This window comes from Pseudomonas sp. Tav-5-1A, from assembly GCF_055755055.1.
The window spans coordinates 6,555,861-6,569,356 of the sequence record NZ_CM146901.1; the positions used below are offsets into that span (position 1 = coordinate 6,555,861).

Genomic DNA, 13,496 nt, shown 5'->3' on the forward strand with positions numbered 1-13,496 from the left:
GGACCGCGCCATGCTGCATATCACCATGATCGGCTGCGGCGCCATTGGCGTCGGCGTGCTGGAGTTGCTGGAGAAGGACCCGACCCTGTGCGTTGACCACGTCATCGCCTCGGCGGGTTCCGAAGACCTGGTGCGCCAGCGCCTGGCCAGTTTCAGCCAGCCGCCGCAAGTGCTCACCGCCCTGCCCGCCAACGCGCGCCCGGACCTGCTGGTGGAGTGCGCCGGCCACCGGGCCATTGAGGAACACGTGCTGCCGGCGCTTGAGCGTGGCATCGCCTGCCTGATTGTGTCGGTGGGCGCGCTGTCGGAAGTGGGCCTGGTGGAACGCCTGGAAGCGGCCGCCGAGCGTGGGCAGACGCGCATCGAGCTGCTGCCCGGCGCCATCGGCGGCATCGATGCGCTGTCGGCCGCCAAGGTCGGCGGCCTGGACGCGGTGAACTACACCGGCCGCAAGCCGGCGCGCGCCTGGAAGAACACGCCCGGCGAACTGGCCTGCGACCTGGACGCTATCACCGAAGCCACGGTGATTTTCCAGGGTAGCGCCCGCGAAGCCGCGCAGCTTTATCCGAAGAATGCCAACGTCGCCGCCACCCTGTCGCTGGCGGGCATCGGCCTGGACCGCACCCACGTGACGCTGATCGCCGACCCGCACAGCGACGAGAACGTGCACCAGTTCGAAGCCCGCGGCGCCTTCGGTGGTTTCGAGTTGAGCCTGCGCGGCAAGCCGCTGCAGGCCAACCCGAAGACCTCGGCCCTTACCGTGTACAGCGTGGTCCGCGCCCTCGGCAACCACGCCCACGCGATTTCAATCTAGGGGATGAACATGACCTTGGAACAGACCTTACCCATCTGCATCGCCGGCCAGTGGCGCCTGGGCCGTGGCGAACGCTACGCCACCCGCTACCCCGCCACCGGCGAGCCGGTGGCCTGGCTCAACGCCGCCAGCCTGGACGATGTTGAAGACGCCGTGCGCGGCGCCCATGAAGCGTTCCTTCACAGCGGCTGGGCGCAGCGCAAACCCCATGAGCGCGCGAGCGTGCTGTACCGCATCGCCGCGCTGATTCGCGAACGCAGTGAAGAACTGGCGCAGCTGCAACGCCAGGACAACGGCAAACCCATCGGTGAAACCCGCGCGCTGGTGGCCAGCGCCGCCGGCACGTTCCAGTTCTTCGCTGCGGCCTGCGAAACCCTGGAAGAAACCATCACGCCGTCGCGCGGCGACTTCGTCACCATGAGCGTCTATGAGCCCATGGGCGTCGTTGCCGCCATCACACCGTGGAACTCGCCCATCGCCAGCGAGGCGCAGAAGGTTGCGCCAGCCTTGGCAGCCGGCAACGCGGTGGTGATCAAGCCAGCGGAAATCACCCCGCTGCTGGCCCTGCAACTGGCGCGCATCTGCGAAGACGCCGGCCTGCCCAAAGGGCTGGTCAGCGTGCTGCCCGGCAAGGGTTCGCTGCTGGGTGACGCCCTCACCCAACACCCGCTGATCAAGCGCGTGTCGTTCACCGGTGGCACCAGGACCGGGAAGCACATTGCCCACATCGCCGCCGACAAGATGATGCCGGTGTCGCTGGAACTGGGCGGCAAGTCACCGACCATCGTGCTGGATGACGCCGACCTGGACCACGCTGTGGCCGGGGTGCTGTACGGCATTTTCAGCTCGTCGGGCGAAGCCTGCATTGCCGGTTCGCGGCTGTTCGTGGCGCGCTCGTTGTACGAGCCGTTCATGGAACGCCTGGTGGCTGGCGCCGCCAAACTGCGCCTGGGTGACCCCGCCGACGAAAACACGCAGATGGGCCCGCTGATCAGCGCCAGCCACCGCGAGTCGGTGGAACGCTACGTGGCCCTGGGGCTCGCCGAAGGTGGCAGCCTGCGCCTGGGCGGCCAGCGCCCCACCGGCGGTATCTATGACAACGGCTACTTCTTCCCGCCCACCATCCTTGAGGGCCTGACCAACAGCCAGCAGACCTGCCAGGAAGAAATCTTCGGCCCGGTGCTGGTGGCCATGCCCTTCGACGACGAAGCCGAACTGATCGAGCAGGCCAACGACAGTCTTTACGCGTTGGCGGCCGGCATCTGGACCCGCGACTACAAACGCGCCTGGGCCCTGGGCCGCAAGATCCAGGCGGGCACGGTGTGGATCAACACCTACAAGCAGTTCTCCATTTCCACGCCGTTCGGCGGCTGGCGCGACAGCGGCCTGGGCCGTGAAAAAGGCCGCCTGGGCATTCTGCAGTACATGGAACAGAAGAGCCTCTACTGGGGCATGAACGAACAACCATTGGCCTGGGCCAACGGCCACTGAGAGGTAGCGTGATGAGCGTTTTAGGTATTGATGAAGTCACCTACGGCGTCGAGGACCTGGCCACCTGCGCGCGCTTTTTCAGCGACTGGGGCCTGAACAAGGTCAGCGAGCAAACTGACGAGGTGATCTTCGAAACCCTCAACGGCTGCCGCGTAGTGCTGGCCGCCATCGACAAACCCGGCCTGCCGCCCGCCATCGAAGCCGGTTCCACCGTGCGCGAAGTGGTGTGGGGCGTGGCGAACGAAGCCGACCTGGCGCTGTACAGCGAGCGTATCGCCAATGACCCAGGCTTCGTGGAAGGCAACGGCCGCATTGGCTGCACCGACCCCAACGGCCTGGCGATTCGCCTGCAGGTCACCCGCAAGCGTGAGCTGGACATCGAATGCAGCGGCCACAACACCTGGCAGACCAAGGGCCGTATCAACAAACCGGCGCCGATCTACGAGCGCGCCACGCCGATCGAAGTGGGTCACGTGGTGTTCTTCGTCACTGACGTGAACGCCTGCGAAACCTTCTACCACGAGCGCTTCGGCTTCCAGGCCTCGGACCGCTACCCTAACCGCGGCGCCTTCCTGCGCACCGCCGAAGAAGGCGGCCACCACGACCTGTTCATGCTGCAGCTGCCCGCCCCGCGCGCCGGCTTGAACCACGTGGCCTTCACTGTGCGCGACGTGCACGAAGTGTTCGGCGGCGGCATGCACATCTCGCGCAGCGGCTGGGCCACCGAGATCGGCCCGGGCCGCCACCCGGTGTCGTCGGCGTTCTTCTGGTACTTCAAGAACCCCGCCGGCGCGCTGATCGAGTACTACGCCGACGAAGACCAACTGACCGGCGAATGGCAGCCACGGGAGTTCGAGCCGGGCCCGACGGTGTTCGCCGAGTGGGCCATTGCCGGCGGCATCGACGGCAACACCCGGCGCCAGCAACACGTCGAGGCGCCGCAGGGCAAGTTCCTCACCGACAAGCCCAAGGAAGGTGGCCAGCGATGAGCGAGAGCCTGCTGCTGACCGTGCTGCTCAAGCACGATCAATCGAAGAACCTGGAAGACATCCAGGCGCACATGAAAAAAATGGACTGGTGGGAAAGCTTCCCGCCTGAAGGTGTCGAGGTGGTTTCCTGGACCGTGGCCATGGGCCTGGGCCAGATCGTCACCCTGCGCCTGCCGCCCAGCCTGCTGGGCAAGGTCAACGTCGAGCTGGAGCGCGCCGCCTGGGGCGTGTTCCGCACTGAATGCTACGCCACTTACGACTTTGTACCCGTGCGCGAAATGATCCGCGAACGGGTACGCAACGGAGGCCAATGACATGAGCAGCACCGAACCCTACGTGCAGCCCCATCAGGCGCGCAAACGCCCCAACACCCAGTTCGAAGACCTGCTGGGCGACTCCATCGAGCGTGCCTACGGCAGCGGCATCGCCGACCTGCCTGCGCTGCTGACGCACTTGAACCACGCCGGCCCGCCCTGCCCGCTGACCACCGGCGAGTGGACCGAAGATGCGTACAAGACCCTGATGGCCCGGCTGGGCGCGTAAGACGCCCGAGGTAGAAGAACATGAATATGCACGTGACCGCTGACCCTGTTGAGAACCTGCTGGCCAACGGCCTGAAAGACCTGTGGTTCCCGGTATTGCCCTCCGAACTGCTGGGCGAAAAGCCGCTGTCGGTGCGCCGCCTGGGCTACAAGATTGCCCTGTGGCGCGATAACGACGGCAAAGTCCACGCCCTGGAAGACCACTGCCCGCACCGTGGCGCGCCGCTGTCCCAGGGGCCAGTGCTGGGTGACCGGCTGCAGTGCCCGTACCACGGCGTGGAAGTGCGCTGCGACGGCACCGTCACCAAGGTGCCCGGCAGCCCCGGCTGCAAACTGGAAGGCGCCCGCCCTACCCGCATGTTTCACACCCGCGAGGCCGCGGGCGCGATCTTCCTGTTCAACGCCACTGACCCGCACCTGGACACCCCGCCCGAACTGGTGCTGCCCGAGCAGCTGACCTCGCCCGAGTGGAGCAGCTTCCTGTGCTACACCGAGTGGAAAGGCGACTACCGCTACGTGCTAGACAACGTCATGGACCCAATGCACGGCACCTATCTGCACAAGATGTCCCACTCCATGAGCGAGGGCGAAGCCACCGCCAAATTCGTCACCCGCGACACTGACCAGGGTTTCTTCTTCGAAAAGGAAGGCCAGCGCGGCGTCAATTTCGACTGGACCGAGTTCCTCGACAATGGCTGCCATTGGCTGCGGCTGGAGATTCCGTACCCGAAAACCGGCGGCCCGGGCGGTAACTTCACCATCGTTGGCAGCTACACCCCCAGCAGCCGCTCGCTGGCTGCGGTGTTCCACTGGCGCGCCCGTCCGCTGACCGGCTGGCAGCGTGACACCTGGCGTTTCCTGTACAAGAACCGCCTGGAAGCGCGCCACTGGGCCGTGCTGGAACAGGACCGCGTGCTGCTGGAATTCATGGAGCCGGACGCCAACCAGCGCGAAAACCTCTACCAGCATGACCTGGGCGTGGTGCGCCTGCGCCGTTACCTGAAGAGCCAGGCCAAGGCCCAGCTTGAACTGATCGAAGCGAAGCAACTGCCATGAACGCCGCCGTTCAGCGTATCCGCGCGTCGAGCTTGACCGAACTGGCCAGCGCCACCTGGTCCAACGCCCTGCTGATCGGCAACGAGGTGGTGATGTCCGGCATGACCGGGCACCCCGCCACCCGCACGGCGGCCCAGGCTGGCGAACCCATGGGCGTCTACGACCAGACCCTGCTGGTGCTGAACAAGGTGCTGGCGCTGGTGGAAGCCGCCGGCGGCCACATCGGCAACATCTACCGGCTGACGGTGTATGTCACCGCCATTGCCGACAAAGATGAAGTGGGCCGTGCGCGTCGGGATTTCTTCAAAGGCTTCGCCCATTTTCCTACCTCCACCCTGGTCGAGACGAGCGCCCTGGTGTTCCCCGAACTGGTGGTGGAAATCGAGGCCGGCGCCCGGCTCGATGTTGACCTACGCACGGCGCAGGAGAGCTGAAGCATGTCCAATTCCAACACCATCACTGCGCTGGTGCACACCCTGCGCTATGAAGCTGAAGGCATCATGAGTGTCGAACTGCGGCCTTGGGGCGACACGGTTTTCGCGCCGTTCGAAGCTGGCTCGCACATTGACCTGCACCTGCCCAACGGCCTGGTACGCAGCTACTCCCTGCTGAACGCGCCCAGCGACCAGGGCCGCTACGTGGTCGGCATCCTTCGCGACCGCAAAAGCCGCGGCGGCTCGGAATACGTGCACGCACAATTGCGCGTGGGCATGCAGCTGAAGATCTCGCAGCCGCGCAACAACTTCGCCCTGGACCTGAACGCGAAACACAGCGTGCTGGTGGCCGGCGGCATCGGCATCACGCCGATCTACTGCATGTTCCGCCAGCTGCTGGCTTTGGGTAAGTCGGCGCAGCTGATCTACTGCGCGCGCTCACGCCAGGAGGCGGCGCTGGTCGAGTCGCTGGGCGGCCTGGAGGCGAAGGTGGTCTACCACTTCAACGACGAGAAAGGCGTGCCACCGGACCTGGCCCACTACCTGGCGGGCCAGCCGGCGGACACGCACTTCTACTGCTGCGGGCCGACGCCGATGCTGGATGCGTTTGAACGCACCTGCGAAAGCCTGGGTTATCCACATGCGCACATCGAACGCTTCGCGGCGGTAGAAGTCGCGGCCAGCGAGGAAGCGCAAAGCAGCTACAGCGTGGAACTGAGCAAGTCGGGCAAGACATTGAATGTAGAGCCTGGGTTGAACTTGTTGGATGTATTGCTGGAAGCGGGCTGTGACATTGATTACAGCTGCCGCGAGGGCGTGTGTGGTTCCTGTGAAACCAAAGTTGTGGAAGGTGATGTTGATCACCGAGATGGTGTATTGACCAAGTCGGAACGCGCAGCCAACAAGTCGATGATGGTATGCGTGTCGGGCTGCAAGAGCCGACGATTGGTATTGGACATATAACTTCCTGAAGCCGGCAAATACGCCGGCTTTTTTATGAACGTTGCTCAGCGCCCCATATTGAGGTGGCCGTGCACTAAGGAAGCACACCGCTGTTACCGGGGTACCGCAGTGTTTCAAGGGCGGCACAAAACAACTTGTTTTATATATAAAGCATTGAATTATTTGGTTTTATTTAGCCCCAACACTAATTAAACCACTGGCACATTTCCTGCTAAATCCATCGTGGGTTCACACATAATACAACGTTCCACCCTTAAAACAGTGGACCCTGCCACTCAATGATTCAACACCGCGCTCGCCTATTCGAGCCACGGAAAACTGTTGCCCATTGTTTTTAACCGTAGCAACTTTGCAGGGTTGGGGATAGCAATGAAAAAGTCTGTGATTGGCCTGGGTTTGATTATCAGCAGTTGTGCCGCATTGGCCGCCGAACCCGGCCCGGCTGCACCCGACGTACCCAGTGACGTTAAAAAACCGTTCCCGCATATCGCCTGGCGCAGTGACGATGGCGACAGCAGCCTGGACATCGGCGGTGCGCTGCGCACCAATTACCGCGACGAGCACTGGAAGACTACCGAGAACAACGGGCGCTTCCTGTTCGACACCTTCCGCCTCGACGTGAAAGCCACTTATAAACAGGCGTATGGCGATGTGGGCTATTGGTTCCAGGACGATGGCAAGCACTCGGTGGACCACGGTTTCGTTGGCTACAAATTCACCAGCAACTCCAGCCTGCAACTGGGCGCGCCGTTCAAGCCGTTCGGCCTGGAACCTTATCCACAGTTCGGCTGGAGCTACCACATTCCCTTTTTCATGGGTTACGGGGTAAGCGCCGGCACCGGCCTGAAGTACAGCTACAAGGACAAGGACTGGGACCTGCAACTGGGTTACTTCCCGCGCATGTTGCCGTCCGATATCCGTTATTCGCCGGAGATCGGCCGCTATGCCGACCTCAAGGACAACGCCGTGGCCATCACCCAGTCGCGCCAGGACAACGAGAAGCGCAACCAGGTCAACGCGCGGGTGGCGCGTACGTTCAGTGGCAGCGACTGGAGCAGCGAGATCGGCGCCTCGTTGGCCGCCTCGCAGCTGTACAACGCCACCACCGATGACAACGGCAGCTACTGGGCCGCCGGTGTACACGCCATCTTCAACACCGGGCCGTGGACCGTGACAGGCCAGGGCATCCGCTACGAATACGATCCGAAGAACCCAACAGGCGTCAGCAACGACTCGGTGCTGATGGGCGGCAACGGCCTGACGCCCGCTTACCTGATCGCGGCCAAGGCCACCCTCGCCTCGCTCAACGTTGGTTATGACATCTATACGCCAAGCCTGGGGCAGTTGAAGAAGATCAAGCTGTACAACGACTACAGCCGCATGATGAAAGACAAGAGTGGCTGGGACGACTCGCAGATGTTCACCGTGGGCGCGCAGTTCATCGCCATGCCGATCATGGCGTGGGTGGACTTCACCTGGGCGAAGAACGCCAACCCGTTCGGAGGGGCAGAAAACGGCACAGGGTGGACCAGCACGTCATCGAGCGGGAGCAACCAGTGGTATTACCGGACCAACGTGAACATTGGGTATTACTTTTAATGTAGAGCAGCCCGCGGAAGCCCTCTGTAGCAGCGGCCCCAGGCTGCGCAACCCTTCACCTCGCTGAAGATCTCCAGTGCACTCAGGGGCCAGCGCAGCCTGGCGGCAGCGGCTACGCGAAACCCTGCGCACAACCCCGCTGTAGCAGCGGCCCCAGGCCGCGTCCCGGGGCAACACAGGACTGCCGCCGGACGCAGCCTTCGGCAGCTGCTACGGGGGCATGCTCACCCGATCTGGAACAACCCATCCACCACCTGCGTCTGCGCCAGGCGTTCGCGCAGGTCGGTGTCGATCTCGGGGTCGTCGGGCTTGTACAAGCGCACGCGGCGGTAGGCGTCGACGCGGTTGATGTCCTTGCCCAGGAATTCCCACACCACCCGGGTGCAGGCCGGGGCGCGGTGGTCGGCGGAAGACACGCCGATCTTCAGGCCATTGAGGCGCTTGATGCGCGCCTTGTAGCTGGGGATGAGCACCGTCTGGCAGATTTCATTCGAGGTCAGCGATTCGTAATCGACGAAGAACAGCCGGTTTTGCAGGCTATAGGCCACCCCCAGGTAGCGGTAGCGCTCGTATTCTTCACCCTTGATACCCGGCGTTTGCAGACGTTCGCTGCGCTCATAGGTATAGTGCCCGCCCTCTTCGTGCACGTGTACCAGCGAGCACAGGATGTGCCCCGGAACCGACATCGAGTGGTAGTACTCGTAGTAATAGCCCAGGTGGGCGGCCAGGTCCGGGGATGAACGCTGGCGCAGATGCTCCAGGGCCCGTTGCGGCCCGGTCATTTCCGGCTGTTCCACGGTGTGGCGGTGACGCACGCCGATCAGACGCGTGAATTGCTCGGCCGGCAGGCCGATCTCGTATTCCTCGACCCCGAAAAAGTCGCAGATGCGCTTGAGGTTGTAGGGCGTCGGCAGGCTCTGGCCACTCAGGTACTTGTTGAACTGCGCACGGTTGATGTCCAGCCGCCGGCACACCTCGGCAATGGACGGATAGTGCCGACACAGCAACTGCAGGTTCGCCGGGAGATATTCACGCATGTGCAGCTCGTCGATATGGCGCCAAGGAGCGCGAAGGTAGCATCAAGTAGCGTCATTTTCCATCAACCCGCGAAATTGCTCCGCACGGGTCAATCGCCAACCATTTGCGCCCCGGTAACTGGGTGCGGCGTGTTGCACCCGGACCAGTCAAATTCGCCATCAAAAAAAAAACAGCGAGGATTACTCCATGCTTGAAGTCATCAACGACTTCCTCTCGGGCAAAGTACTGATCGTGCTTATTGTCGGCCTCGGCAGCTATTTCACGATCCGCTCGCGTTTCGTCCAGCTTCGACACTTCTTCCACATGTTCGCGGTGTTCCGTGACAGCCTCAAGAGCAGCTCGGACCAGCTGAGTTCGTTCCAGGCGCTGATGCTCAGCCTGGCTGGCCGCGTGGGCGCGGGCAACATCGCCGGCGTCGGCATTGCCGTGACCCTGGGTGGCCCTGGCGCCGTGTTCTGGATGTGGGTCACCGCGCTGGTGGGCATGTCCAGCAGCTTCTTCGAGTGCACCCTGGGTCAGCTGTACAAACGTTGCGACTCCGAGGGCCAGTTCCGCGGCGGTCCTTCGTATTACATCCAGCACGGCCTGGGCAAGCGCAAGCTGGGCATGCTGATGGCCATCCTGCTGCTGGTGACCTTCGGCTTCGCCTTCAACGGCCTGCAATCGCACGCCGTGACCCACTCGCTGAACAACGCCTTCGGCCTCGACGTGCACAAGACCGGCATCGCCCTGGCCGTGCTGCTGGGCCTGGTGTTCGTGGGCGGCATCAAGCGTATCGCCAAGGTGGCTGACCTGCTGGTACCGGTGAAGACCCTGGTGTACATCGGCGTGACCCTGTACGTGATCGGCCTGCAGTTCGAACACGTACCCGCCATGCTGGAAACCATCGTCAAGAGCGCCTTCGGCCTTGACCAGGCCTTCGGTGGCCTGGTGGGTAGCGCCATTGTGATGGGTGTGAAGCGCGGCGTGTTCGCCAACGAAGCCGGCCTGGGCAGCGCCCCGAACGTGGCCGCCGTGGCCCAGGTCGAGCACCCGGTTGCCCAGGGCGTGGTCCAGGCGTTCAGCGTGTTCCTGGACACCTTCGTGATCTGCACCTGCACCGCCTTGCTGATCCTGCTGTCGGGCTTCTACACCCCGGGCTTCGAAGGTGACGGCATTGCCCTGACCCAGAACTCGCTGGCCGCCGTGGTCGGTGACTGGGGCCGCATGTTCATCAGCGTGGCACTGGCGCTGTTCGTGTTCACCTCGATCCTCTACAACTACTACCTGGGCGAGAACAGCCTGCGCTTCCTGGTCGGTGAAAACCGCAAGGCGCTGATCGGCTACCGTGCCCTGGTACTGGCGCTGATCGTGTGGGGCGCGGTCGAAGACCTGAGCACCGTGTTCGCCTTCGCCGACATCACCATGACCATGCTGGCGTTCGTCAACCTGATCGCCCTGGCCATGCTGTTCAACATCGGCTTGCGCCTGCTGGCGGACTACGATGCCCAGCGCAAGGCCGGCATCAAGACCCCGGTGTTCGACGCCAGCCAGTTCCCGGACCTGGACATCGACGCCAAGTCGTGGCCAGCCGTGACTGCCGGCACCGAAGCCGACAAGGCTGTGAACCTGGCCCAGGCACAACGCTAAATGGCCGGGGCATTCATGCCCACCCACCTGGCCCCGGGCGACTATGTCGCCCGGCCCAGGCTCGGGATCATCACCGGCTCTGGGCCAGAAGCCGGGATGGACATGTGGGCCAAGCTGCTGGAAGAAAACCGTCGCCGCCTGGGCCAGGCGTTTCGCGGCGACCTCGATGCCCCCGCGGTGTCGATCATCTCCGACCCCGAACTGGGGTTGTCCATGGAATTGCAGAAGACCGAACAGCAAGTGTGGACCGCCCTGCGCCAGGACGTCCTGGCCCTGGACGGCACCGTCGCTGCCTTCGCCATTGCCTGTAACACCTTGAACCTATTTGCCGAACGCATTCGCGAGCTGAACCTGCGTAGTGTGTTCGTCTCGTTCTGCGACGTGCTCGAACACTACCTGCGCAGCCGCGGCCTGACCCGCGTGTGCCTGCTGGGCGCGCGCCCGGTGGCCGAGTTGGGCGAGTGGTCGCCGTACCGCTCGCTGCGCCAGCACGTGGCGTTCGAACCGGTGCAGGCCCAGGCCTTGCATCAACTGATCTACGACATCAAGGCGCTGGGGCCCAGGCACCCCGAGCTGCGACCGCGTTTCGTCCGGCTGCTGGACAGCATTGAGTCGGACACGGTGTTGCTGGCGTGCACCGAGCTGCCCCTGATCGCCGATATCGACACCGACAAGCAACTGGTCGATGTCACCCAGCTGGTGGCCGAAGCCATGCTCGACCACAGCCTCATTCGCTAGGAGAACGGGCACATGAATTCGCCCCATGCAGTACCCGCCCGTCAAGTGATGGTGCTCTACACCGGTGGCACCATCGGCATGCAGGCCACGGCCAACGGCCTGGCGCCTGCCTCGGGCTTCGAACAGCGCCTGCGCGAGCAACTGGCCGGCCACCCCGAGCTGGCCATCCCGGCCTGGCGCTTCCGCGAGCTGCTGCCGCTGATCGACAGCGCCAACATGACCCCCGACTACTGGCAGCGCCTGCGTGAAGCCGTGGTCCAGGCCGTGGAAGCGGATGGCTGCGACGCGGTGCTGGTGCTGCATGGCACCGACACCCTGGCCTACAGCGCGGCGGCCATGAGCTTCCAGCTGCTGGGCCTGCCGGCGCCCGTGCTGTTCACCGGTTCCATGCTGCCCGCCGGTGTGCCGGACAGCGACGCCTGGGAAAACATCAACGGCGCCCTGCTGGCCCTGGGCCAGGGCCTGCCAGCCGGCGTGCAGCTGTATTTCCACGGCGAGCTGCTGGCGCCGACCCGCTGCGCGAAAATCCGCAGCTTCGGCCGCAACCCCTTCGCCGCCCTCAAGCGCCGTGGTGGCGTGGCCGCGGCCGGGCAACTGCCAGCAGCCCTGGGCTACCACCAGCCCAAAGCCCTGGCCAAGGTAGCGGTGCTGCCGCTGTTCCCCGGCTTCGGCGCTGAGCCGCTGAACGCGGTGCTGGCCAGCGGCGTGCAGGGCGTGGTGCTGGAGTGCTACGGCAGCGGCACCGGCCCGTGCGATAACCCCGGCTTCATTGCCGCGCTGCAGGCCGCCCAGGCCAACGGCGTGGTCATCGTGGCCGTGACCCAGTGCCACGAAGGCGGCGTGGAGTTCGACGTCTACGAGGCCGGCAGCGGCCTGCGTACCGCCGGCGTGCTGGCCGGTGGCGGCATGACCCGCGAAGCGGCGTTCGGCAAGCTGCACGCGTTGCTGGGCGCTGGCCTGCCGGTGGCCGAGGTGCGCCGCCTGGTGGAGCTGGATTTGTGTGGTGAGTTAGCCTAGCCGGTAACGAGAGGCACGCTCCTTGCTCGGTATCCGCCAGGTTCCCGTCGGATATCGAGCATGCTCCATTCCCACCTCACCACCCTCAACGCCGTCTCGCTGGTGCTCAACACCTTCAAATCCGAAGGCCTGAGCAGCGAAGCGCTGCTGGCAGGCAGCGGCATCAGCCCCGCCGACCTGAGCCGCGCCGACCCACGCATCACCACCAGCCAGGAAATGCAGGTGTGCGCCAATGCCGTGGCCCTGCGCGAGGAAATCGGCCTGGAACTGGGCCGGCGCATGCACGTTTCCGCCTACGGCATGCTCGGCTACGCCCTGCTGTCCAGTGCCACTTTCGGTGACGCCCTGCGTCTGGCGCTGCAATATCCGGCACTGCTGGGAACACTTTTCCACCTGCAACTCAAGGACGATGGCGAGCGCATCTGGTTCAGCGCCAGCCATTACACCGACAGCCCCGCCCTGGCGGTATTCAACGCCGAGCTGTGCATGACGTCCTTGAAGGTGATCTGCGACGACCTGCTCGGCCACCCCCTGCCCTTGCTGGCCGCGCGCTTTGCCCATCCCGCCCCCCGCTACCACCACGGCTATGCCGAGACCTTCGATTGCCCGATGCATTTTGAGGCCTGCGACCATGCCTTTGCCTTCGACAAGGCCTGGCTGGACCAGCCACTGCCCCTGGCCGACCCGGTCACCCACCGCGCCATGGCCGAGCGCTGCCGCGTGCAGAACCTGGAGTTCACCGGGCGCCAGGCCTGGCTGGGGCGCATTCGCCAACTGCTTGAAGCGCAGCTGGCCGATGCACCTGGCCTGGACGGCCTGGCGCGGCAGATGAACTGCTCGGCGCGCACCCTGCGCCGCCACCTCAGCGACGTGGGCAGCAGCTACCAGGACCTACTCGACCAACTGCGCTTCGAGCGCGCCAAGCACCTGCTGGCCGACAAGCAGGTCCCCATCTACCGCATTGCCGAGACCCTGGGCTTCAGCGAAACCGCCAGTTTCCGCCATGCATTCGTACGCTGGAGCGGCGTGGCGCCGAGCCATTTCCGCGCCTGATTGGTGCGCTGCGCGTCAAACGGGGGCGAAATCCGGTCAGCACGCTTGGCCATATCGATCCCCTTTTGGCCGTTCCCGACGTTCCCGATTCACCGTTGGCACATCAAGAATGGAGCCCTGATTCAGCCACCGG

The 13,496-nt window shown here is 64.2% G+C and carries 14 protein-coding genes; 13 read left to right on the forward strand and 1 reads right to left on the reverse strand.

What is annotated here, in order from left to right; translation table 11 throughout:
- Positions 1 to 10 precede the first annotated feature (10 nt).
- From AC0J42_RS30345 to AC0J42_RS30385, 9 genes are all read left to right on the forward strand, one after another.
- Positions 11 to 814, forward strand: a complete 804-nt coding sequence (locus tag AC0J42_RS30345) for an aspartate dehydrogenase (protein ID WP_473004926.1) — start codon at positions 11 to 13, stop codon at positions 812 to 814.
- Positions 815 to 823: 9 nt separating this feature from the next.
- Positions 824 to 2,305 (forward strand): aldehyde dehydrogenase, encoded by a 1,482-nt coding sequence (locus tag AC0J42_RS30350; RefSeq protein WP_473004927.1) that lies wholly within the window; start codon positions 824 to 826, stop codon positions 2,303 to 2,305.
- Positions 2,306 to 2,316: 11 nt separating this feature from the next.
- Positions 2,317 to 3,294 (forward strand): VOC family protein, encoded by a 978-nt coding sequence (locus AC0J42_RS30355; RefSeq protein WP_416421601.1) that lies wholly within the window; start codon positions 2,317 to 2,319, stop codon positions 3,292 to 3,294.
- On the forward strand, positions 3,291 to 3,608 hold the full coding sequence (locus AC0J42_RS30360; RefSeq protein ID WP_455920859.1) for a hypothetical protein: 318 nt from the start codon (positions 3,291 to 3,293) through the stop codon (positions 3,606 to 3,608). Before AC0J42_RS30355 ends, AC0J42_RS30360 begins: the two co-directional genes overlap by 4 nt.
- A 1-nt stretch (position 3,609) precedes the next feature.
- A complete protein-coding gene (locus tag AC0J42_RS30365; RefSeq protein WP_416421603.1) occupies positions 3,610 to 3,837 on the forward strand; it encodes a recombinase-like helix-turn-helix domain-containing protein in 228 nt (75 codons plus the stop codon).
- 20 nt (positions 3,838 to 3,857) lie between these two features.
- Positions 3,858 to 4,892 (forward strand): Rieske 2Fe-2S domain-containing protein, encoded by a 1,035-nt coding sequence (locus tag AC0J42_RS30370; RefSeq protein WP_473004928.1) that lies wholly within the window; start codon positions 3,858 to 3,860, stop codon positions 4,890 to 4,892.
- A complete protein-coding gene (locus tag AC0J42_RS30375; protein ID WP_473004929.1) occupies positions 4,889 to 5,326 on the forward strand; it encodes a RidA family protein in 438 nt (145 codons plus the stop codon). The genes AC0J42_RS30370 and AC0J42_RS30375 overlap by 4 nt, the downstream gene beginning before the upstream one ends.
- Positions 5,327 to 5,329: 3 nt before the next feature.
- Positions 5,330 to 6,289, forward strand: coding sequence for a PDR/VanB family oxidoreductase (locus AC0J42_RS30380; protein WP_473004930.1), 960 nt, complete (start codon positions 5,330 to 5,332; stop codon positions 6,287 to 6,289).
- Between the two features lie 369 nt (positions 6,290 to 6,658).
- The gene (locus AC0J42_RS30385) at positions 6,659 to 7,888 is read left to right on the forward strand and encodes a hypothetical protein (protein WP_416421607.1); all 1,230 of its coding nucleotides are present in this window, start codon (positions 6,659 to 6,661) and stop codon (positions 7,886 to 7,888) included.
- Between the two features lie 224 nt (positions 7,889 to 8,112).
- On the opposite strand, the gene AC0J42_RS30390 is transcribed toward AC0J42_RS30385, so the two are convergent.
- Positions 8,113 to 8,925, reverse strand: a complete 813-nt coding sequence (locus tag AC0J42_RS30390) for a helix-turn-helix domain-containing protein (protein WP_416421608.1) — start codon at positions 8,923 to 8,925, stop codon at positions 8,113 to 8,115.
- Between the two features lie 187 nt (positions 8,926 to 9,112).
- On the opposite strand from AC0J42_RS30390, the gene AC0J42_RS30395 reads away from it, so the two are divergent.
- From AC0J42_RS30395 to AC0J42_RS30410, 4 genes are read left to right on the forward strand one after another with little or no spacing between them, the layout of a single operon-like run.
- The gene (locus tag AC0J42_RS30395; RefSeq protein ID WP_473004931.1) at positions 9,113 to 10,555 is read left to right on the forward strand and encodes an alanine/glycine:cation symporter family protein; all 1,443 of its coding nucleotides are present in this window, start codon (positions 9,113 to 9,115) and stop codon (positions 10,553 to 10,555) included.
- A gap of 15 nt (positions 10,556 to 10,570) precedes the next feature.
- Positions 10,571 to 11,293: an aspartate/glutamate racemase family protein gene (locus tag AC0J42_RS30400; protein ID WP_473004932.1), complete on the forward strand. Its 723-nt coding sequence runs from the start codon at positions 10,571 to 10,573 to the stop codon at positions 11,291 to 11,293.
- Between the two features lie 12 nt (positions 11,294 to 11,305).
- Complete coding sequence (locus AC0J42_RS30405) at positions 11,306 to 12,310, forward strand: asparaginase (RefSeq protein WP_416421611.1); 1,005 nt, start codon at positions 11,306 to 11,308, stop codon at positions 12,308 to 12,310.
- A gap of 60 nt (positions 12,311 to 12,370) precedes the next feature.
- Positions 12,371 to 13,363 (forward strand): AraC family transcriptional regulator, encoded by a 993-nt coding sequence (locus AC0J42_RS30410; RefSeq protein WP_473004933.1) that lies wholly within the window; start codon positions 12,371 to 12,373, stop codon positions 13,361 to 13,363.
- Positions 13,364 to 13,496: the final 133 nt, after the last annotated feature.

What these genes read in the sequence shown, in the direction of transcription:
- AC0J42_RS30345 (WP_473004926.1), top strand. Translation starts at nt 11, where the DNA reads ATGCTGCATATCACCATGATCGGCTGCGGCGCCATTGGCGTCGGCGTG.
- AC0J42_RS30350 (WP_473004927.1), top strand. Translation starts at nt 824, where the DNA reads ATGACCTTGGAACAGACCTTACCCATCTGCATCGCCGGCCAGTGGCGC.
- AC0J42_RS30355 (WP_416421601.1), top strand. Translation starts at nt 2,317, where the DNA reads ATGAGCGTTTTAGGTATTGATGAAGTCACCTACGGCGTCGAGGACCTG.
- AC0J42_RS30360 (WP_455920859.1), top strand. Translation starts at nt 3,291, where the DNA reads ATGAGCGAGAGCCTGCTGCTGACCGTGCTGCTCAAGCACGATCAATCG.
- AC0J42_RS30365 (WP_416421603.1), top strand. Translation starts at nt 3,610, where the DNA reads ATGAGCAGCACCGAACCCTACGTGCAGCCCCATCAGGCGCGCAAACGC.
- AC0J42_RS30370 (WP_473004928.1), top strand. Translation starts at nt 3,858, where the DNA reads ATGAATATGCACGTGACCGCTGACCCTGTTGAGAACCTGCTGGCCAAC.
- AC0J42_RS30375 (WP_473004929.1), top strand. Translation starts at nt 4,889, where the DNA reads ATGAACGCCGCCGTTCAGCGTATCCGCGCGTCGAGCTTGACCGAACTG.
- AC0J42_RS30380 (WP_473004930.1), top strand. Translation starts at nt 5,330, where the DNA reads ATGTCCAATTCCAACACCATCACTGCGCTGGTGCACACCCTGCGCTAT.
- AC0J42_RS30385 (WP_416421607.1), top strand. Translation starts at nt 6,659, where the DNA reads ATGAAAAAGTCTGTGATTGGCCTGGGTTTGATTATCAGCAGTTGTGCC.
- AC0J42_RS30390 (WP_416421608.1), bottom strand. Translation starts at nt 8,925, where the DNA reads ATGCGTGAATATCTCCCGGCGAACCTGCAGTTGCTGTGTCGGCACTAT.
- AC0J42_RS30395 (WP_473004931.1), top strand. Translation starts at nt 9,113, where the DNA reads ATGCTTGAAGTCATCAACGACTTCCTCTCGGGCAAAGTACTGATCGTG.
- AC0J42_RS30400 (WP_473004932.1), top strand. Translation starts at nt 10,571, where the DNA reads ATGCCCACCCACCTGGCCCCGGGCGACTATGTCGCCCGGCCCAGGCTC.
- AC0J42_RS30405 (WP_416421611.1), top strand. Translation starts at nt 11,306, where the DNA reads ATGAATTCGCCCCATGCAGTACCCGCCCGTCAAGTGATGGTGCTCTAC.
- AC0J42_RS30410 (WP_473004933.1), top strand. Translation starts at nt 12,371, where the DNA reads ATGCTCCATTCCCACCTCACCACCCTCAACGCCGTCTCGCTGGTGCTC.